Raw genomic sequence first — 18,978 nt, forward strand, 5'->3', positions numbered from 1 at the left:
ACTAGGAATTAAGCTTTCGAATAAATTATTTTTTTGATAGCATGACCCACTTTGATACGTGCAGGCTGCCGCAAGTTAGGCTGCCAGCCAGAGATGACAGCGCTTGGCGCACGGAATGCAAGACATGGATTATCACAAACTGCGCGCTTTACCGCAAAAAATGACCCGTTTTTTCATGAGTCACAAATTAGCCTGGATGGGCGCGGCGGCGGCATTGCCGCTATTTGGCATCGTGACCACGGTGGCCGTTGCGGCAGGCCCAGGCAATAACACCGAACCGAGCATTACGGTTGAACAGGTTAGCGAGCGCTTAAGCCTGCCTGAGTTCAAACGCACCAGCATCGATAAGACGCCCTACTGGCGCGAAGCCCAGATGCAACGCGGTGATACCTTGGGCCATGTACTGAGCCGTCTGGGCATTCAGGATGGCGAAGCGCGTAAATTCCTTTACTCCAGCCCCCTGTCCAAGGATTTGCTCAAGCTGAAAGCCGGTGCCACCTTGTCGGTGCAGACCAACGACAACGGCGATCTCTTTACCCTGCGCTTTCTGAACGACGATGAAAACGGCGAGCAGGTACTGGTGTTGCTGGAACAGGTCAATGGTGTGTGGCAGGCTAGCGCTGACCCGTTGCCAACAGAGACGATACAGACCATACGCTCAGCCTCGGTCAGGACCAGTGCGACGGGGGCCTTGGCTCAGGCGGGTGTACCGGTCGAAGTACGGGCGCAACTGGCCGATATTTTCGCCGATCAGTTTGACCTTGATGCCTTGCGCCGCGACGACAAGATCAATCTGGTGTACCAGACTTTGCTGTTTAACGGCATGCCTATCTCCACCGGCAATATCGAAGCGGTTGAGATCATCAAGGACGGCGTCAGCCATCAGGCCTTTTACTTTGCTTTCGACAATGAGTCCGGTGCTTATTTTGATGCGCAAGGCTTGCCGCTGAAAAAAGGCTTCTCGGTACAGGCCGTCAAGAATGCCCGCATCAGCTCGGGCTACGGTTTCCGCTTTCACCCCATACTCAAGCGCATGCGCATGCATAAGGGTATCGATTACGCGGCCGGTAGCGGCACGCCTATCTATGCGCCTTCTGATGCCCGCGTATTGAGCGTCGAGCGTCAAAGTGGTTACGGCAATGTGGTCAAACTGGCTCACAGCCAGAAAATTACTACGCTTTATGCACATATGAGCCGCTTTGCCACAGGCTTGCGTGCCGGCCAGCAAGTCAAGGCGGGCGATGTGATCGGCTATGTGGGCAGCACCGGCCGTTCGACCGGCCCGCACCTGCATATGGAAGTCATGATTGCCGGGCAGACCGTCAACCCATCTACCACGACCTTGCCTGCCCGTGGCCTGAGTGCGGCACAACGCCAATCATTTAAGCGCGACAGCAGTCAACTGGCGATGAACCTTAAGCTGCTGCGCAGCTTGCCGGTCAATGTCGCTCAGCTGGATTAAGCCCTGAGCCAAGGACAAGCCTCGAATATGAGTGAACGCTTTATCGGCCTGATGTCGGGCACCAGTCTGGATGGCGTCGATGCGGTGCTGGTCGCCTTCGATGCCGAAGGCAGGCTTGCGGTACAGGCGGATTTTTTTCTGCCTTATCCGCTTGAAGTGCGAACACAAGTCTTGGCTTTGCAGCCTGCCGGCGCAAACGAACTGGATCGCGCTGCGCGGCTGGGCTGTGTGCTGGCCGGTTACTATGCCGAGGCGGTCAATGGCTTGTTAAACGCTCAGCAACTGGCGCCGGATGCTATTTGTGCCATTGGTTGCCATGGACAGACCATACGCCATGCGCCGCAGGCGGGTTATACCCTGCAAATCGGCAATCTGGCCCGCCTGGCCGAACTCACCGGCATTGATGTGGCCGGTGATTTTCGCAGCCGCGATATTGCGGCCGGTGGCCAGGGGGCGCCGCTGGTGCCCGCCTTTCATCAGCAGCTGTTTGCCGACCCTGATAAGGCGCGCGCCATTGTCAATATTGGCGGCATCAGCAATCTGACGCGCTTGACGCCGGGCGAAGCGGTCGTCGGTTTTGATTGCGGGCCGGGCAATATGCTGATGGATGCCTGGATACGCCGCCATCAGGGCCTTGTTTACGATAAGGATGGCGCTTGGGCGGCACAGGGCAAGGTGAATCCGTCCTTGCTGGCGGCGATGCTGGCAGAGCCTTATTTCGCGGCGCCTATTCCGAAAAGCACCGGGCGTGATCTGTTTGATCTTGACTGGCTGGATGCACTATTGGTCAAGCACCCTACCCTGGCGGTCGATGTGCAAGCGACTTTGCTGGAGCTCACGGCGGCCACCATTGCCGGGGCTTGCCTGCAATACGCCCCTGCCAGTCGCGAACTGTATCTGTGTGGCGGCGGTGCATTCAACCGGGTTTTACGCGAGCGCCTGGCCGTATTATTGCCTGCTGTGTCAGTTAGCGACACGTCGACGCTGGGTTTGCCGGTGCATCAGGTGGAGGCTGCGGCCTTTGCCTGGCTGGCCAGACAGCTGCTACGCCGGCAAAACGGCAGCCTGCCGGAGGTGACCGGTGCCGCCGGTGCGCGGGTGTTGGGTGCACTCTATCCTCGCTGAGATGCAACTTGCCGTTATAATTGCTTCCATAAACGAAACATGATTATTGGAAGATGCGTCTCCTTAAGCGTAAAGCAGCTGTTAAAAACCAGAATACTCCCTTACCCCCTCATCTGACCGGCTTGTTACGCGAAGCATGGTGGCTGTTGATGGCCGCCGCCGCCGTGTATCTGGTGATTGCGCTGGCGAGCTACTCGCCGGCGGATCCTTCCTGGTCGCATAGTACCGAATCAAGCACGCTGCAAAACTATGGCGGCGCTTTTGGCGCTTGGCTATCCGATATTTTGCTCTATCTCTGGGGCTATAGCGCATGGTGGCTGGTGCCGTTCTGCCTGTGTGGCATTGTCTGGGGCTATCGCAAACTCTCCGCCAGCAAGTCGGTGCCGACACCGGTTGCGGGTGCCGCTATCGGCGGCTTCAGTTTGCTGATGCTGGGTAGTGCCGGACTTGAAGCCATGCTGCTGGAAGGCAAGGAGCTGGCATTGCCGCTGGCCGGTGGCGGCTTATTCGGCAAGCTGATCGGCGGTGGGCTTAGCCATGCGCTGGGCCTGACCGGCGGCGGTTTGCTGCTGGTCGTGCTGTTTGCCGCCGGCGTTTCCCTTTCGACCGGATTATCCTGGCTGGAGTTATCCGAAAAGGTCGGCACGGGTCTGGAAAAAGCTGCTTTACGGCTGTGGCACTGGCTATTGGCGCAACAAGCAAGCTTGAGCCGTCGTCAGGCCTCCCGTAAAGCCGAGCCTCAATTGGCGACCCCGCCGGCGGATAAGGACCGTGGCCTGACTCAAGCTGTTCGTGCGCCATCGCCGGTGAGCGCCGCTTCAGCCTCGCCTGCGCCATCCGCGCCAGTTGTCCCCACTTTGGCTGTCGAACCACCGGTGCTGGATATGGCGCTAAGCGAAACGCCGCCCCTCCCCCCTCCCCCTCAAGCCCGGCCGCTACAGCCTTCCTTGTTTTCCGCCGGTGCACACGGAGAGCTACCGGGGTTGGCCTTGCTGGAAGCACCCAAGAGTCTGCAGGAGCCGGTTTCGGCCGAGACGGTTGAATTCAATTCGCGCCTGATCGAGCGCAAGCTTGCCGATTTTGGTGTTGAAGTCAAAGTTATTGCCGCCTATCCGGGGCCGGTCATTACCCGTTACGAGATCGAACCGGCCGTAGGCGTGAAAGGCGCGCAAATCGTCAACCTGATGAAAGATTTGGCTCGTGCCTTGTCGCTGGTCTCGATACGCGTGGTCGAAACCATTCCGGGTAAAACCTATATGGGTCTGGAGCTGCCCAATCCTAAGCGTCAGATTGTGCGCCTGTCCGAAATTATCGGCGCCGATGCCTACCAGAACTCGCCCTCCAAGCTGATCATGGCCATGGGCAAGGATATTTCCGGCCAGCCGGTGGTGGCCGATCTGGCCAAAATGCCGCATATGCTGGTGGCCGGCACCACTGGCTCGGGCAAATCGGTGGCCATCAACGCCATGATTTTGTCGCTGCTCTATAAGGCAACACCGCAGGAAGTCCGCCTGATTATGGTCGACCCCAAAATGCTGGAGCTGTCGATTTACGAAGACATCCCGCATCTGCTGGCTCCGGTCGTGACTGATATGAAGCATGCGGCCAATGCCTTGAACTGGTGCGTGGGCGAGATGGAAAAACGCTACCGCCTGATGTCCAAGCTTGGCGTGCGTAACCTTGCCGGTTACAACCAGAAGGTTAAGGACGCGGAAAAATCCGGCACCAAGCTCAGTAACCCCTTTTCGCTGACGCCGGAAACGCCAGAGCCGCTGGAACATCTGCCGCATATCGTGGTGGTGATAGACGAGTTGGCCGACCTGATGATGGTTGCCGGTAAAAAAATCGAAGAGTTGATTGCGCGTCTGGCACAAAAGGCGCGCGCCGCCGGCATCCACCTCATTCTGGCGACCCAGCGCCCGTCGGTGGATGTGATTACCGGCCTGATCAAGGCCAATATTCCGACCCGGGTGGCTTTCCAGGTTTCCAGCAAGATAGACAGCCGCACCATTCTGGATCAGATGGGGGCGGAAAGCCTGCTGGGTATGGGCGATATGCTGTTTTTGCCGCCGGGTACCGGCTACCCCAATCGCGTGCATGGCGCTTTTGTGGCCGACGATGAGGTACACCATGTAGTCGAATTCCTTAAGACGACCGGTGAGCCTGATTACGTTGAGGGCATGCTGACCGGTGAAAGCGAGGCCGGGGCTGACGGGGGCGAATTTGGCAGTACCGGTAGCGGTGACAGCGAACAGGACGCCTTATACGACGACGCCGTCGCCATTGTGCTTAAGACCCGTAAAGCCTCCATCTCTTCGGTGCAGCGCCATTTGCGCATCGGCTATAACCGCGCGGCGCGCCTGATCGAGCAGATGGAAGCCTCGGGTCTGGTGTCCGCCATGGAAACCAACGGTAACCGTTCGGTACTGGTGCCGGCACGCGAAGACTAAAGGCCGGCGGGGCATGGCGCTATCCGGCAAAACTGCCGGCGCAGCCTGCCCTCTTTTTTCACTCCTGACTCTGCCATCGCCATGATCACCCACTCCCTGCCAGAACCTGCATTTCGTCACGACCAAAGCGCCAAAACCGGTGTATTGCTGATCAATCTGGGTACGCCGGACGCGCCGACCGCCAAGGCCGTCCGTCCCTACCTCAAGCAGTTTTTGTCCGATCCGCGAGTGGTCGAGATCCCGCGCCTGCTGTGGTGGCCGATTTTGAACGGCATCATTCTCAATACCCGGCCCAAAAAGTCGGCCGAAAAATACGCCTCCATCTGGACTAAAGACGGCTCTCCGCTGCTGCTGCACACTCAAAAACAGTGCAAACTGGTCAAGGGGCTGTTGGGCGAGCGCGGGCAGCAGAATCTGGTTGTCGACTACGCCATGCGCTATGGCAATCCTTCGGTGGAAAGCGTGATCTGCCAGATGCGCGAGCGCGGCGTCGACCGTCTGCTGGTGGTGCCGCTATATCCGCAGTATGCCGCCTCCTCCAGCGGTACGGCGCTGGACGCGGTATTCACGACGCTGCTCAAGCAAAGAAATATGGTGGAAGTGCGTACGGTACGTCATTTTCATGACCACCCCGGCTATATCGCCGCATTGGCGCAGCGCGTGTCTTCGTTCTGGCGCCAGAATGGCCGGCCGGACAAGCTGGTCATGAGTTTTCATGGTGTTCCCAAGGCGACGCTCAGCAAGGGCGACCCTTATCACTGCGAATGTCTGAAAACCGGTCGCCTGCTGGCCGAAGCGCTCGAACTTGGTGCAGACGACTATATCGTGACCTTCCAGAGCCGTTTCGGCCGCGCCGAATGGCTGCAGCCCTATACCGCCCCTACCCTTAAAGCATTGGGTAAGGCGGCGACCCGGCGTGTCGATGTGGTATGCCCCGGTTTTGTCGGTGACTGTCTGGAAACGCTGGAAGAAATCGCCATGGAGGGCAAAGAAGACTTCCTGATGGCCGGCGGTGGCGAGTACCGCTATATCGAATGCCTGAACGAAAGTCCGGTCTGGATAGATGCGCTGGCAGACATTATTTGCCACAACTTGCAGGGATGGGAAAGATTCGACGATTTAACTAGCAAAATGCGCATTAATATGGCAAAGGCACTAGGTGCTGCGCAATAATATATTTATACGCCATCCCCTTGAAAGGCAAAGATAAACGGCATTGACAGTGCATAGCTCGTTATCATAATCTTTTGCCATCTGCCGGCAGCTTTATGCGTGGCGGCAGTGACCAAAAGTCTAACTCAGGGGAAACACCAATATGAACCATGTAGCTCGCCTCAGCCTGATTGCAGCAGCCGTAATGTCCTTGGCTGCATGTGGCAAACAAGAAGAAAAAGCGCCGGCCGATGCTTCGGCACCTGCGGTTGCCAGTGGTGAAGTTGTGGTCAAGATCGGCCAGGTTTCGCCGATGACTGGCCCGATTGCCCACTTGGGCAAGGATAATGAAGCCGGTGCCATCCTCGCCATCGAAGACCTGAATGCACAGGGCACTGAAATTGGCGGGCAGAAGATTAAATTCGAACTGGTATCCGAAGATGACCAAGCCGATCCGAAAATCGGCACCCAGGTTGCCCAGCGTCTGGTTGATGCGGGCGTGGTGGGTGTGGTCGGTCACCTGAACTCGGGTACGACGATTCCTGCATCCAAGATCTACTCCGATGCCGGCATTCCGCAGATCTCCCCGTCTGCGACCAACCCTGACTACACCAAGCAGGGCTTTAAGACCACCTTCCGCGTTATTGCCAATGACGTACAGCAAGGCAAGGCACTGGGCGAGTTTGCCGTGGATGGCCTGAAAGCGAAGAAAGTCGCCATCATCGACGATCGTACCGCTTACGGTCAGGGTCTGGCTGACCAGTTCGAAGGTGCCGTTAAAGCCAAGGGCGGCCAGGTGGTCAAGCGCGAATTCACCACCAATACCGCGACCGACTTCAATGCCATTCTGACTTCGATCAAGGGTGCGCAGCCTGATGTGATCTTCTATGGCGGCATGGATGCACAAGCAGGCCCGCTGGCCAAGCAGATGCAGCGCTTGGGCATCAAGGCCAAGCTGATGGGTGGCGATGGCTGGCAGACTCCCGAGTTTGTCAAACTGGCCGGCGAATCGGCTGAAGGCCAGTATGCCGCAAGCCCGGGCCAGCCTAAGGAGAAGCTGCCAGGCTTCGCTTCGTTCAACGACAAGTTCAAGAAGCGTTTCAATGGCCAGGAAATCCAGATTTACGCACCGTATGAATACGATGCGGTAATGGTGCTGGTGGATGCGATGAAGCGTGCCGGTTCGACCGATCCTAAAGTCTACCTGCCGGAAGTGGGCAAAACCCAGCATAAGGGCGTGACCGGCGATGTATCGTTCGATCCGCAAGGCGATGTCAACAACGGCTCGGTGACCGTGTATCAGGTCAAGAATGGCAAGTGGGATGTGCTGACCACGGTAGGCGGCGCCCCTGCTGCTGCGCCAGCTGCCAGCGCTGCCCAGTAAGCAACGCTGCGATGCCTGCAGAAGCGACCCGCTTGGGTCGCTTTTTTATTTTCTCCAGGTTTTAGTGCGTAGACAACATTCAATATCAGGCGTTAACGCAATGTTTTTATTGTAAAAATAATAAAATACCTGCAATAAAATGCCAATAGGGTCTTGACGGGCGGTTTGGCTGCGATAATATGACATTGTCTGTATCTCGATTGTATCCAGTCGATCGTACACAGGCTGCATACTCACCCGCATGTGGCCGACCTGAATGACCAAAAGGCATTTTTGGTGCATGACCCTGGAAAAGTATTTTTAAATCATAATAAAGGGCATCCCATGCAGTTCTTCCGTCTTAGCCTGATCGCAGCCTCCATCATGACCCTCGCCGCTTGTGGCAAGGAGGGTGCAACCCAAAGCGCGGACGCCTCGGCGCCTGCTGCTGAAAGCGAACTGATCGTCAAAATTGGTTCGGCCAATCCGCTGACCGGCCCGTTTGCACACTGGGGGCGCGATAGCGACAATGGCGTGATTCTGGCCGTTGAAGAAGCCAATGCCGAGGGCGTGACTTTAGGTGGGAAAAAAGTCCGCTTCGAAGTGGTATCAGAAGATGACCAGGCCGACCCGAAAACCGCCACCCAAGTCGCCCAGCGTTTTCTTGATGCCGGCGTAAACGGCATTGTCGGTCACCTGACTTCCGGTGCGACCATCCCGGCATCGCGCATTTATTCGGATGCCGGCCTGCCCATGGTGGCGGCCTCGGTCACCAGCCCCAAGTTCACCCAGCAAGGCTATAGCAATACCTTCCGCATTATCGCCAACGATACCCAGCAAGGTGATGCGCTGGCCAAATTTGCGGTTGTCGATCTTAAAGCCAAGAATATTGCCATTATCGACGACCGTACGACTTATGGTCAGGGTCTGGCCGATGACTTTGCCAAAGCAGTGGAAGCGGCAGGCGGCAAGGTGGTTAAGCGCGAATACACCACCAATAGCGCCAGTGATTTCATGGCGATTCTGACCGCCATCAAAGGTGCCAAACCGGATCTGGTGTTCTATGGCGGCATGGATGCGCAAGCCGGTCCCATGGTCAAACAGATGCAGAAAATCGGCATCAAGGCCCCATTTATGGGGGCTGATGGCGTGAATACCGCCGAGTTTATCAAGCTGGCCGGTACTGCCGCCGAGGGGGTTTATTCTTCCAGTGCCGGTGCTTCCAAGGATGTGATGCCAGGCTATGCCAACTTTAATGAGCGCTTTAACGCCCGTTTCAAGGGTGAGGTGCAGGCTTATGCGCCCTACACTTATGACGCAACCCGTGTGCTGATCAGTGCGATGAAGCGTGCGGATTCTGCCGAGCCGGCCAAGTATTTGCCGGAGTTGCCAAAAACCCAGCTTGATGGTGTAACCGGTGCGATCGCCTTCGATGCCAAGGGTGACATCAAGCAGGGCTTGGTTACCTTGTATCAGTTGAAAGGGGGTAAATGGCAGACGGTGGCCACCCCTGTCAAGCCCGCAGCCTCTGCCGCCCAGTAAGCTTACTCTGGCGTCCAGGCTAGCCCTGCCTGTGTTCAGGCAGGGCTTTTTTCATTTTCCCTCCCGTGGCTGCTTCTCCATGGCAGCAATAATTTCCAGAATATGGCGTCCTGTTTCCAGCGGGTGCTCCAGTGGAAACAGGTGTGAACCGGCTTGATGCTCGATACTCAGGCCAAAATGGCGTTGTATCCAGTGCAGGTCACCACGCTTTAATACGCCGGACTGGGTGCCGGCCACAAATACCCCGGGTACTTTAAGCTGGCCGCGATAACGCGGGTGATCGTGTGGCAAGGTCGTGTAAATGGCGTGTTCTATAGCCGGGCGAAATTTCAGCCTCACCCCGCCCTTGTCATGGGCTTCGCTGCCGTGGCGCGCATAATCGGCCAGACATTCCGGATCCCAGCGGGCAAACAAGGTCTTGCGCGCGAAGTAGTCGTACATCATGTCGGATTCGGCCCAGTTATCGCGGCGTTGCAAGGTATTTTTCCCCGGGGTCAGCTTATGGATAAAGCCCAGTTTTTTGGCTAGCCAAATACCGCGTGAGCGCAAGGGCCCCATTAGTGGTGAATCCAGAATCACGATGCCCTTGAATAAATCCGGCCGGGCAATGGCGGCATAAAACAGTAAAAATCCGCCTAGTGAATGGCCCACGCCATAGACGGCCTCCGCATAGTGCTCCTCTATATAGGCAATGGTTTCGCGTACTAAATGCGGCCAGCAGTCGCTAACTGGAAACAGCGGGTTGTGCCCTATCGTATCCAGATAACCGACGTGGTGGTCTTGCTCGAGTACGGCCAGCATTTTGCGGTAAATACTGGCTGGAAAGCTGTTGGCATGAGCAAAGTGTAGGGCTGGCAGAATGATGTCCTTGGTTGTGATGTCGAAGTAGAGATTAATCTATTTACTCATAGTGCATGGCAATGCAAATAAATTTATAATGCGTGGATAGCTCGCCATCCAGACTCGGAAAATTCATGCTTCAAGCCTCAGCCAATACGTCTTCGGCTACCCGATCAAGATTTCATGGTGTACGCGGCAAGATGCTTGCCGTCGCTATCTTGCTCGCACTGGTCATTCTGGCGCTGACGCTAGGGTTTGGTGCATTGCTGATGGAGCGGGTACGCGTACATTTTGCCACCTCTTATATCAGCGGCCACGTCGAATTGAAGCGGCTAAACCTGTTGATTCCTGTCCAGCGCGAGCTGGTTCTGGCGCAAAAAATGGCCGACTCGCCAAGTACCCGTGCATTTCTGCGCGACGATGGCAACCCCGTGCTAAAAAAGCCTTTTTTTGCCGAAGCGGAGTCCTTTCGCAAGCTGTTTAGCGATCATTCTTATTTTGTCAGCAGCGCACAGTCCAAGCACTTCTTTTTTAATGATGGCATCAAGCCTTTTAGCGCAGAACCGCGCTACCAACTCTCCGCGACGACACCCGCCGACTCATGGTTTTTTTCCAGTCTGAAACGAAGCGATGCGCTCAATCTGAATGTAAATCATGATGAGCATATGAAGGTGACCAAGGTCTGGATCAATGTTATGGCCACCGAGGGTGGGCAGCATTTGGGAATCGTCGGTACCGGGCTCGATTTGACCCGGTTTTTACATGATTATGTGCGAAATAGCTTGCCTGGCGTCAGTAGCATCATTATCGACCGTCAGGGGGCGATTCTGGCGCATGCCAACCCTGCGCGCATTGCTTACAACCTTGCCGGCAAAAAGGCGCTGGACAGGCAAACCCTCGCGCATTATCTGACCGGCGATGGCGATATACCGGCGCTGAGCATGGCATTGCAGCGTTTGCAGGCAGGTAGCGCCAAGCTGGTGACCTTACCGGTCACCCTGGATGGCAAGCCGCAGGTTCTGGCACTGGCCATGCTGCCCGAGCTGGGATGGTTCACCGTGTCCGCGATCGACCCGATGGCCGGCCACCTGATCGATAGCAAGCTGCTATGGGGAATGGCGACCGCCATTTTGCTACTGGTGTTGCTGACATTGTTGCTGCTGATGTTGGGTGTGGATCATCTGGTACTCAAACCCATTGCCCGGCTGACCGGCAATGTCAGGCAATTGGCTGCCGGCAATTATGATGTCAAATCTGCCATGGTGCGCAATGACGAGATTGGCGAGCTGGCGCATGTTTTTGACGAGATGGCCCGGCAAGTCCGCACCCATACGCTGGAACTTGAGGACAAAGTCAGCGAGCGCACCTTGCTGCTTAGCCGTGCCAATAGTGAAATGGCCGAGGCACATAAAAAAATCAGCGACAATATCCGTTATGCCAGCCTGATCCAGCATGGCATTTTGCCCGATCGTGCGCTGCAGCAGACTTTGCCTGAGCGGCATGCACTGTTGTGGCTGCCGCGCGATGTTGTCAGTGGCGATTTATATGTGTTTGTGCCGACCCGAAGCGGCTACCTGTTCGGCCTGATCGATTGTGCCGGCCATGGTGTCTCTGCCGCCTTAATGACCATGCTGGCGCATGCCGCTTTTCAAAATGCGCTGGTCGATGCTTCGGCCGATGATCCGGCAGGCCTGTTGATGCGCATGGATGCTTTAGCACGTACGCGCTTCAGTAGCGATGCGGTTGCCACACGCATCAGCAGCACCATGGATGCCGCTTTTTGCCATATAGATAGGCAGGCCGGCAGCCTGACTTTTGCCGGCGCGCATATGGATCTTTATTGCGTCGATGCTTGCGGCGTGCATGTCGTGCGCGGCGCCCGCCGGGCGCTGGGTGAAAAGCGTGTGGTCGAGGCCGTCAACCATACCCTGCCGCTTAGCGCGGGGCTTTCTCTTTACCTGAGCAGTGACGGGCTGCTTGACCAGAATGGCGGCGAAGCAGGCTATGGTTTTGGCCGCCGTCGCTTCGAGGCTGTGCTGGCCCAGTTGCAGGCCCTGCCTTGGGGCGAGCGCAGTACTTATTTGCAAACGGTATTGACTGATTATCAACAGGCCTTGCCGCAAATTGATGATATTGCCGTTTTTGGCGTTGATGCGAGCCTGCCCCTGCCCTTTAAGGACGAAAAATGAAGCCACAAGACCTGCTTGCACTACGCGCGACATTCGATAGCAACGCTATCTTATTGAGTTTTAACGGACTGTTTTCTGCCACATTGATCGAAGAAATCGGTCAGGCGCTGCGCCGCCATCTTGAGGCGCTGGAGGCTTCGTCCTCTTCCATTGCCGATGTATTCAGCATTTACATCGAGCTGACCCAGAATATACGCCACTATTCGCGGCAAAAAGGTCTGCCCGACGCCATGGCCAGCGGCACGGTAGTGATCTCGCATCGCAGCGACGGACACTATGAAGTCTGTGCCGGCAATGTCATCCATCTTGCCGATGGTGAGGCGCTGTGCCGCCATATCGAACAATTGGCCGGCATGGATAAGGCAGAACTGAAAGCCGCTTACAAGTTGCAACTGCGTGCACCACGCGAAGCGGGTGCGACGACCGGCGCAGGACTCGGCCTGATCGATATGGCACGCAAATCCAGCCAGCCGCCGGCAGCGGCCTTGCAAGTGCTGGATGAGCACTATGGTTTTTTCAGCTTGCAGATCGTTATTTGAAACAGGACGGTGATTCATATGCTCGATCTTAATATCCCCGCCACGACATCGACGCCGTGCATCCGTACCGACACCGCCCGTGGCGTGCTGCATATGTCGGGGGATTCTTATCCGGAAAATGCATTCGAATTTTTCCAGCCGGTTCTTGACTGGGTTCAAACCTATCTCGGCGAAAGCAGCCTGCCTTTGCAACTGGATATCGGTTTGCTCTACCTCAATACCAGCAGCATTCGCATCATGATGGATATTTTCGATAGCGCCGAAGAGGCATTTGTCGCCGGACGCGATATCCGTCTGGTCTGGCATTATCAGCCGGACAACGAGCGGGTGGCCGAACTGGCGGAGGAATTCAGCGAAGACTGCAGCTTTCCTTTCGAAATCATGGCGTACACAGGATAAACATCATGGCCAAACCGGCCGATCTGGACGACACCATCCGCGCTTTGCTCGCGGATCCGCAATGGCAGGGTCATCCGCTTTATCAGGCGCTGGATGGACTGTATGGCCTTTACTGCGACCATACCGAGCAGCTGGAGCGGATGACGCGTATTTCCGACCGCTACCAAAAAGCCGAGCACGACCGAGGCATGAGCTACGCCGCGCGCCACGAGCAACAAATGAAGCGGTTGGAGCGCTTGCTGCGCATTTCGGATCGCTACCAGCAGTCGCTGCAGCAGCTGAATGAAGAGTTGCGCCAGCAATCCGAACAGGACGAGCTGACGGGGCTTTATAACCGCCGCTATATGCAGGCGCGGCTACGCGACGAGTTGGCCCGCCAGCAGCGCGGCGGGCGGCCATTTTGCGTAGTACTGGGGGATGTCGACCATTTCAAGCGCATCAATGATGCTGCCGGCCATGAAGCGGGTGATCTTGTGCTGCAGCGGGTGGCCGATTTGCTGCTGTCGCGCCTGCGTCAAACCGATTGCTGCGCCCGCTGGGGTGGCGAGGAGTTTCTGTTGCTCTTGCCTGTGACCAAGGCTGCGGAGGCAGACGTACTGGTGCGCAACATCATGCAAAAAATGGCGGGGATGCACATCACAGGCATGCCGGACGGCACCGTTTTATCGATGAGCTTCGGTATTGCCCAGTCCGACTCGTCCGCCGTTTCAAATGTCGAGTCGTTGATTGCCCTCGCGGATGCGGCTATGTATGCCGCCAAAAATGCAGGGCGCAACCAGTTATTCCATGCCGATTAATGCGCTTGCAAGATAGTCCTCTCAACGAGACAATGCGCGCATGCAAATCTCTCTTTTTTTCCGCCGTTGGCAAGCATTTTTCTTTGCCCTGATTGTTGTGCTGGGCAGCTTGTTCAGCCTGCCCGCCCATGCGCTAAGTCAGGATGATCTGCTTAGTCAGGAAAAGGCCTTTGCGCTCAAAGCCGAGCGTCAGGGCGGCGTGGTCACGCTTAATTTCACCGTGGCACCCGGCTACTACCTGTATCGCGAGCGTATTTCAGTCGCCAGCGAGCCGCCCGGCCTGATCGGTGCGGCGATATTTCCCGATGGCAAGCTCAAGGATGATCCTTATTTTGGCTTGCAGCGCATTTATACCGGCAAAGTTGCGGTCACCGTGCCGCTATTGGCCCATGCGCCCGAAGCGCTGACGCTTAAGGTCAAACTGCAAGGCTGCGCCGATGTCGGTGTGTGTTACCCGCCGGACACGCGCACCATCAAGCTGGGGCAGTCCCTGCTGCCCGACTGGCTGACCAAACCCCAGAGCCCGCCGCCGGCCGACATGGCCGATCAGGATCTGTCGGCGCAAGGCTGGCTGGCGACGCTGTCCATGTTTTTTATCGCGGGACTGGGCATGGCACTGACTGCCTGCATGTATCCGCTGTTGCCGATTATCTCGTCGCTGATTGCCGGCCAGGGCCATACGCTGACCCGAAAGCGCGGCTTTATCCTGTCCTTCGCTTATGTACAGGGTTTGGCGCTGACCTACACCGTGATCGGCGTGATTGCCGGGCTGACCGGTTCGCTGCTGACCGTCTGGCTGCAACAACCGGCGGTGATTTTAAGCGCCAGCTTACTGCTGGTGGCGTTTGCCTTGTCCATGTTTGACCTTTATTCCATCCAGCTGCCTGCTGCCTGGCAAAGCCGCCTAGCCAGCACATCCAACCAGCTGAGCGGCGGCCAACTGGCCACCGTTACGCTGATGGGCATGCTGTCGGCGCTACTGATCGGGCCTTGCGTCGCACCGCCGCTGGCGCTGGCGCTGGGCTATATCGGCGCCAGCGGCGATGCGCTGCTAGGCGGTGCCGCGCTCTATATGATGGCTTTGGGGCTGGGCTTGCCCTTGGTGCTGATCGGCACCTTTGGTGGTCACATTCTGCCGCGCGCAGGCGCATGGATGAAAGCGGTCAAGGCCGGTTTTGGCGTGCTGATGCTGGCCTTGGCGCTTTATCTGGCCACGCCTTTTCTGCCGGCGTTTTTGGTGTTGGGGCTATGGGGGGCGCTGGCCATCGGGTGCGCAGTCTTTCTTAAGACCTTCGAGAGCCTGCCGCCTAATGCCGGCCACCGCAGCAAGCTGGGCAAGGCTCTAGGTATCGTGCTGTTTCTCTTGGGCGCAGCCCAGCTTGTCGGCATGCTGGCAGGCGCCAGCGATCCGCGCCAGCCTCTGGGCTTTCTCGCAGGGCAACAGGCCGCTGCCGCGCCTGCCCAGCCTTGGCAAGCGATTGCCAGCGTGGGCGCGCTGGATCAGGCTCTGGCGGAGGCTCGCCTTGCCGGCAAGCCGGTGATTGTCGACTTTTACGCCGACTGGTGCGTCAGCTGCAAAGAGCTGGAAGAAGTCACCTTTAAAGATCCTGCCGTGGTCGCGAAACTGGCCGGTTTTATGCGCTTGCGCGCCGATGTCACCACCAATAATGCCGAGCATCAGGCTCTGCTTAAGCGCTTTGGCCTGTTCGGCCCGCCGGCACTGATAGTCTTCGATGCCAAAGGCACACAGCAGCCGCTTATCGTTGGTTTTATCGACGGCCCTGCCCTATTGCAGCGTCTACCTTAAGCGGCATGCCGGCCTAGCGAGAACCGGACTTCACATGTCCGGTTTTTTTCTTGCCTGCGTGCCATGATAAATTCATTCCCGATCTGAGCTTGACTGCCATGAATCCCGACAAACAAAGCTTCAATGTGATGGCGGCCATCCGTATTGCCGCGGTACTGCTGCTACTGGCTGCCTGCCTTAAGGTGATCCAGCCTTTTCTTGGTGCGCTGATCTGGGCATCCATCATTTCCATTGCCACCTGGCCTTACTATCGTTGGCTGGCCAGGCATATGGGCCAGCGCGACAAACTGGCTGCCATCGCCATTGTGTTGATACTGATGATTGCCATTGCCGCGCCTATTAGTGTCATGGCGGTCAAGCTGGCGCATAGCCTGCCCGATACCCAGACGCTGGAAACCTTGAGCCACTATCCGGTACCACATGCCCCGGCCTGGTTGGACAGCATTCCGCTGGTTGGCCACAAGCTCAATGCCTTCTGGCTCTCGGTGCAGGCCGATGTGCCCGGCTTTATCGAAAAACTGCGCCCGACCGCCAATAAAGCCGCGTTGTGGATACTGGAGCAAGGCGCCAGCATCGGCTTTAGCCTGCTGGAAATCATTTTGGCCATCCTTATTTCCGGCCTTTTGCTGATTAATGGCGACAAGCTGTGGGATGGCGCCAACTTGACCTTGCATAAGTTGGGCGGCGCCCCGGCCGATGGCCTGGCTGAGGTCATTGCCCGTACCGTGCGCGGCGTATCCAATGGTGTAGTCGGAACGGCGCTGGCTCAAACCATCTTGTGCGTGATCGGCCTGTTGATCGCCGGCGTGCCCGGCGCGCTGGCGCTGGGTTTTCTGTGTTTCGTGTTCGCCGTAGCCCAGCTGCCGACGCTTCTGGTATGGCTGCCGGCCGCTGGCTGGCTGTTTTACATGGGCGACAACAATTACGGCATTTTCCTGTTGCTGTGGGGCTTCTTGCTGGTCAATACCGTCGACAATGTCTTGCGCCCCTTGCTGATCAGCCAGGGCGCCCAAATGCCCTTGTTCGTTATCTTTATGGGCGTGATGGGGGGGCTGCTGGCCTGGGGTGTGATCGGGCTCTTTATCGGGCCGACCCTGCTTGCCGTTGCGCTGACTATCTATCGCCACTGGTTGGGTGAGAGCGACTGATGTTTTTTATGGAAGGTAGCCTATGCGCCCTGTTTACATGGCGTGCTGCGGTATCTTTAGTGATTATTTAAATAAAAACTTCACAATAATACGTCCATTAGATATCATTAGATTAATGATGCTAATTATTGATACCGCAAGTTGTTTTAGGTATTTACACACAACGCCCAAATATATGGGCGTTTTTCTTGTACCTTGCCGGTAGGGCGTCATTCATTAAGCAGGCATGCCCTGCCGTTTTTTTCCAATCAGAAGAGTCGCCTATGAAGACGCTCCCTTTCATTTTTGCCAGCACGCTGGCTCTTGTTGCATGTTCAGGTGGAGGCGGCGGCAGCGACAGTACCGCCAAACCCGCTGCCGCGATGCAGGAGATTTCACCTGAAGCCATCACGCCCCTGCCTGATGAGCCTTCGTCCGTATCTGCCGCACCACAGCCCCAGTCACAGGCAGCGATACACCACGAAAACGGCTTGCCAGCCGTGATCGAGCAGTTCTGAACCTTATAAAAATACGCACGATTCGACCGTGTAAACGCCCGACTAACAGGATATTGCTTTGACCTCTCCAACCCAATTTACCTGCCTGACTATTGCCGGCCTGCTACTGACTGGCAGTGTTTTTGCTCATGGTTATATTTCCGCCCCTGCCGCTCGCGGCTATCTGTGCAAGATTGGAGGCAATAGCCAGTGCGGCGCCGCTCAGTGGGAACCGCAAAGCCTGGAGGCACCATCCGGCTTTCCCGCTGCCGGCCCGGCCGATGGCAAGATTGCCAGCGCCGGCCATATTCAATTTTCCGAACTGGATGCACAAACGGCTGACCGCTGGACCAAGCGCGATATGGAAGCCGGCGAGCAAAGTTTCAGCTGGTTTTTTACCGCGAACCATAAAACTCGCAACTGGCGCTATTACATCACGCGACAGGACTGGGACTCTAACCAGCCGCTTACCCGTGCCGCCTTTGATTTGACTCCTTTTTGCACTGTGGATGGCAGTATGGTTCAACCGCCAAAACAGGTGACGCATCGCTGCATGGTGCCTAAGCGTACCGGTTACCAGGTGATTCTGGGTGTATGGGAAGTGGGCGATACCGTCAATAGTTTTTATAACGTCGTCGATGTGATGTTCAGTGGTGATGGCCAGCCTACACCTCCATGGAGTCAGGGCGGCATGATTCATCCATCGGTGGATCTGAAAGCCGGAGACCGGGTGTACACCCGCGTTTTCGATGCCAGTGGCGAGCGCACCTCTTTGCGTACGACCTTGCAAATAGCCAGCAGTACGCAGGGCCTGCGCAATAATTGGACTCACGCATTGGCTAGCAAGATCAACAAGGAGCAAGCAGATATCCGCGCCGGGCAAAAAGCCGCAGATGGCCAGTTTGGTCCTGCTTACGGGCTCAACCCGATTTATTTGCGCAAAGCCAGTGGTCTGACAAGGGTGGAAATCCAGATCGAACAGCAACAGCCACCGATTCAGAACAGCATTAGCGTGAGCCGCTTGTCGGATAGCTATGTGATCAACCAGGGTAAGGTTGAGCTTGAGTTCAGTGTCGCGGCCCAGGGTAATTTGCTGGTCAGTAATACCGTCTACAACCATGATGGCATTGCTCAGGGTCATGCCGAGGCGCAGCTCAACAATAGCAGCCAGACTTTCCGTATGGCCATTGCTAATGCCAAAGCGGGTCATCATCAGCTTGTCGTCAAGGGAAGCCCCAAAGAAGGTCATGCTGCACCGGTACAGCAGACATTCGACATGATGTTCAAGCAGGCAGGCACGACGCCAGCTTATGACTATATTCACCCTCAGTCGCTCAAATCCTATCAGGCCGGCAGCAGGGTGCTGCAAAGCAAAAATGGCAAGGTTTACCGTTGCAAGCCATTCCCTTATAGCGGTTACTGCAGCCAGTGGTCCGCTTCTGCGACCCATTACGAACCCGGTGTCGGTTCGCACTGGGCTTCGGCATGGGACGAAGTGAAGTAAGCGTTCTTTCTGCATGATGCTAAACAGCCCGGATTTTTCCGGGCTGTTTTTTTATGTCTATGCGCCCGCATGGTGTGGCATCAGCTGAATATTGATCTGCGAAGTGAAGTCTTTTTATAACAAAGCACAAGCGGTCAGTATCTGCACTAGGCATTTCACGCCAATGTGCATGAAACCTAGTTGAT

General features: G+C 56.5%; 15 protein-coding genes. 14 read left to right on the plus strand and 1 reads right to left on the minus strand.

Annotation, left to right across the window (positions count from 1 at the left end; all coding sequences use genetic code 11):
* Positions 1 to 175 precede the first annotated feature (175 nt).
* The 6 genes from M3P88_RS07465 to M3P88_RS07490 all read left to right on the plus strand — a co-directional run bounded on the left by M3P88_RS07465 (position 176) and on the right by M3P88_RS07490 (position 9,094).
* Positions 176 to 1,462: a M23 family metallopeptidase gene (locus tag M3P88_RS07465; protein WP_249615415.1), complete on the plus strand. Its 1,287-nt coding sequence runs from the start codon at positions 176 to 178 to the stop codon at positions 1,460 to 1,462.
* 27 nt (positions 1,463 to 1,489) lie between these two features.
* Positions 1,490 to 2,587 (plus strand): anhydro-N-acetylmuramic acid kinase, encoded by a 1,098-nt coding sequence (locus M3P88_RS07470; RefSeq protein WP_249615417.1) that lies wholly within the window; start codon positions 1,490 to 1,492, stop codon positions 2,585 to 2,587.
* Between the two features lie 53 nt (positions 2,588 to 2,640).
* Positions 2,641 to 5,037: a DNA translocase FtsK gene (locus M3P88_RS07475; protein ID WP_249615419.1), complete on the plus strand. Its 2,397-nt coding sequence runs from the start codon at positions 2,641 to 2,643 to the stop codon at positions 5,035 to 5,037.
* A gap of 81 nt (positions 5,038 to 5,118) precedes the next feature.
* Entirely contained in the window at positions 5,119 to 6,210 is a 1,092-nt protein-coding gene (hemH, locus tag M3P88_RS07480) for a ferrochelatase (protein WP_249615420.1), read from the plus strand.
* A gap of 142 nt (positions 6,211 to 6,352) precedes the next feature.
* Positions 6,353 to 7,573: a branched-chain amino acid ABC transporter substrate-binding protein gene (locus M3P88_RS07485; protein WP_249615421.1), complete on the plus strand. Its 1,221-nt coding sequence runs from the start codon at positions 6,353 to 6,355 to the stop codon at positions 7,571 to 7,573.
* 324 nt (positions 7,574 to 7,897) lie between these two features.
* Complete coding sequence (locus M3P88_RS07490; protein WP_249615422.1) at positions 7,898 to 9,094, plus strand: branched-chain amino acid ABC transporter substrate-binding protein; 1,197 nt, start codon at positions 7,898 to 7,900, stop codon at positions 9,092 to 9,094.
* A 51-nt stretch (positions 9,095 to 9,145) separates the two neighbouring features.
* Here the strand turns inward: M3P88_RS07490 and M3P88_RS07495 are convergent, their stop codons facing one another.
* Positions 9,146 to 9,991 (minus strand): alpha/beta fold hydrolase, encoded by an 846-nt coding sequence (locus tag M3P88_RS07495; protein ID WP_349629046.1) that lies wholly within the window; start codon positions 9,989 to 9,991, stop codon positions 9,146 to 9,148.
* Positions 9,992 to 10,068: 77 nt separating this feature from the next.
* Between M3P88_RS07495 and siaA the strand changes: the two genes are divergently transcribed.
* The 8 genes from siaA to gbpA all read left to right on the plus strand — a co-directional run bounded on the left by siaA (position 10,069) and on the right by gbpA (position 18,793).
* Positions 10,069 to 12,123, plus strand: a complete 2,055-nt coding sequence (gene siaA, locus M3P88_RS07500; protein ID WP_249615424.1) for a biofilm regulation protein phosphatase SiaA — start codon at positions 10,069 to 10,071, stop codon at positions 12,121 to 12,123.
* Positions 12,120 to 12,662 carry a biofilm regulation protein kinase SiaB gene (siaB, locus tag M3P88_RS07505; protein ID WP_249615425.1) on the plus strand — a complete coding sequence of 181 codons (543 nt, stop codon included), beginning with the start codon at positions 12,120 to 12,122 and terminating at the stop codon, positions 12,660 to 12,662. The genes siaA and siaB overlap by 4 nt, the downstream gene beginning before the upstream one ends.
* An 18-nt stretch (positions 12,663 to 12,680) precedes the next feature.
* On the plus strand, positions 12,681 to 13,061 hold the full coding sequence (gene siaC / locus M3P88_RS07510) for a biofilm regulation phosphoprotein SiaC (protein WP_249615426.1): 381 nt from the start codon (positions 12,681 to 12,683) through the stop codon (positions 13,059 to 13,061).
* 5 nt (positions 13,062 to 13,066) lie between these two features.
* Entirely contained in the window at positions 13,067 to 13,858 is a 792-nt protein-coding gene (siaD, locus tag M3P88_RS07515) for a biofilm regulation diguanylate cyclase SiaD (RefSeq protein WP_249615427.1), read from the plus strand.
* 40 nt (positions 13,859 to 13,898) lie between these two features.
* Positions 13,899 to 15,665: a protein-disulfide reductase DsbD gene (gene dsbD / locus M3P88_RS07520; RefSeq protein WP_249615428.1), complete on the plus strand. Its 1,767-nt coding sequence runs from the start codon at positions 13,899 to 13,901 to the stop codon at positions 15,663 to 15,665.
* 98 nt (positions 15,666 to 15,763) lie between these two features.
* The gene (locus M3P88_RS07525; protein ID WP_249615429.1) at positions 15,764 to 16,813 is read left to right on the plus strand and encodes an AI-2E family transporter; all 1,050 of its coding nucleotides are present in this window, start codon (positions 15,764 to 15,766) and stop codon (positions 16,811 to 16,813) included.
* A 263-nt stretch (positions 16,814 to 17,076) separates the two neighbouring features.
* On the plus strand, positions 17,077 to 17,310 hold the full coding sequence (locus tag M3P88_RS07530; RefSeq protein ID WP_249615430.1) for a hypothetical protein: 234 nt from the start codon (positions 17,077 to 17,079) through the stop codon (positions 17,308 to 17,310).
* Positions 17,311 to 17,368: 58 nt separating this feature from the next.
* A complete protein-coding gene (gbpA, locus tag M3P88_RS07535; RefSeq protein WP_249615431.1) occupies positions 17,369 to 18,793 on the plus strand; it encodes an N-acetylglucosamine-binding protein GbpA in 1,425 nt (474 codons plus the stop codon).
* Positions 18,794 to 18,978 lie beyond the last annotated feature (185 nt).

Origin of the sequence: Craterilacuibacter sp. RT1T, assembly GCF_023502145.1 — a bacterium.
GTDB lineage: Bacteria > Pseudomonadota > Gammaproteobacteria > Burkholderiales > Chromobacteriaceae > Craterilacuibacter.

Coding starts and splice junctions, on each gene's coding strand:
- M3P88_RS07525 (WP_249615429.1), top strand. CDS start 15,764: ATGAATCCCGACAAACAAAGCTTCAATGTGATGGCGGCCATCCGTATT.
- siaB (WP_249615425.1), top strand. CDS start 12,120: ATGAAGCCACAAGACCTGCTTGCACTACGCGCGACATTCGATAGCAAC.
- M3P88_RS07475 (WP_249615419.1), top strand. CDS start 2,641: ATGCGTCTCCTTAAGCGTAAAGCAGCTGTTAAAAACCAGAATACTCCC.
- siaA (WP_249615424.1), top strand. CDS start 10,069: ATGCTTCAAGCCTCAGCCAATACGTCTTCGGCTACCCGATCAAGATTT.
- M3P88_RS07490 (WP_249615422.1), top strand. CDS start 7,898: ATGCAGTTCTTCCGTCTTAGCCTGATCGCAGCCTCCATCATGACCCTC.
- M3P88_RS07485 (WP_249615421.1), top strand. CDS start 6,353: ATGAACCATGTAGCTCGCCTCAGCCTGATTGCAGCAGCCGTAATGTCC.
- siaD (WP_249615427.1), top strand. CDS start 13,067: ATGGCCAAACCGGCCGATCTGGACGACACCATCCGCGCTTTGCTCGCG.
- M3P88_RS07465 (WP_249615415.1), top strand. CDS start 176: ATGAGTCACAAATTAGCCTGGATGGGCGCGGCGGCGGCATTGCCGCTA.
- hemH (WP_249615420.1), top strand. CDS start 5,119: ATGATCACCCACTCCCTGCCAGAACCTGCATTTCGTCACGACCAAAGC.
- M3P88_RS07530 (WP_249615430.1), top strand. CDS start 17,077: ATGAAGACGCTCCCTTTCATTTTTGCCAGCACGCTGGCTCTTGTTGCA.
- dsbD (WP_249615428.1), top strand. CDS start 13,899: ATGCAAATCTCTCTTTTTTTCCGCCGTTGGCAAGCATTTTTCTTTGCC.
- siaC (WP_249615426.1), top strand. CDS start 12,681: ATGCTCGATCTTAATATCCCCGCCACGACATCGACGCCGTGCATCCGT.
- M3P88_RS07470 (WP_249615417.1), top strand. CDS start 1,490: ATGAGTGAACGCTTTATCGGCCTGATGTCGGGCACCAGTCTGGATGGC.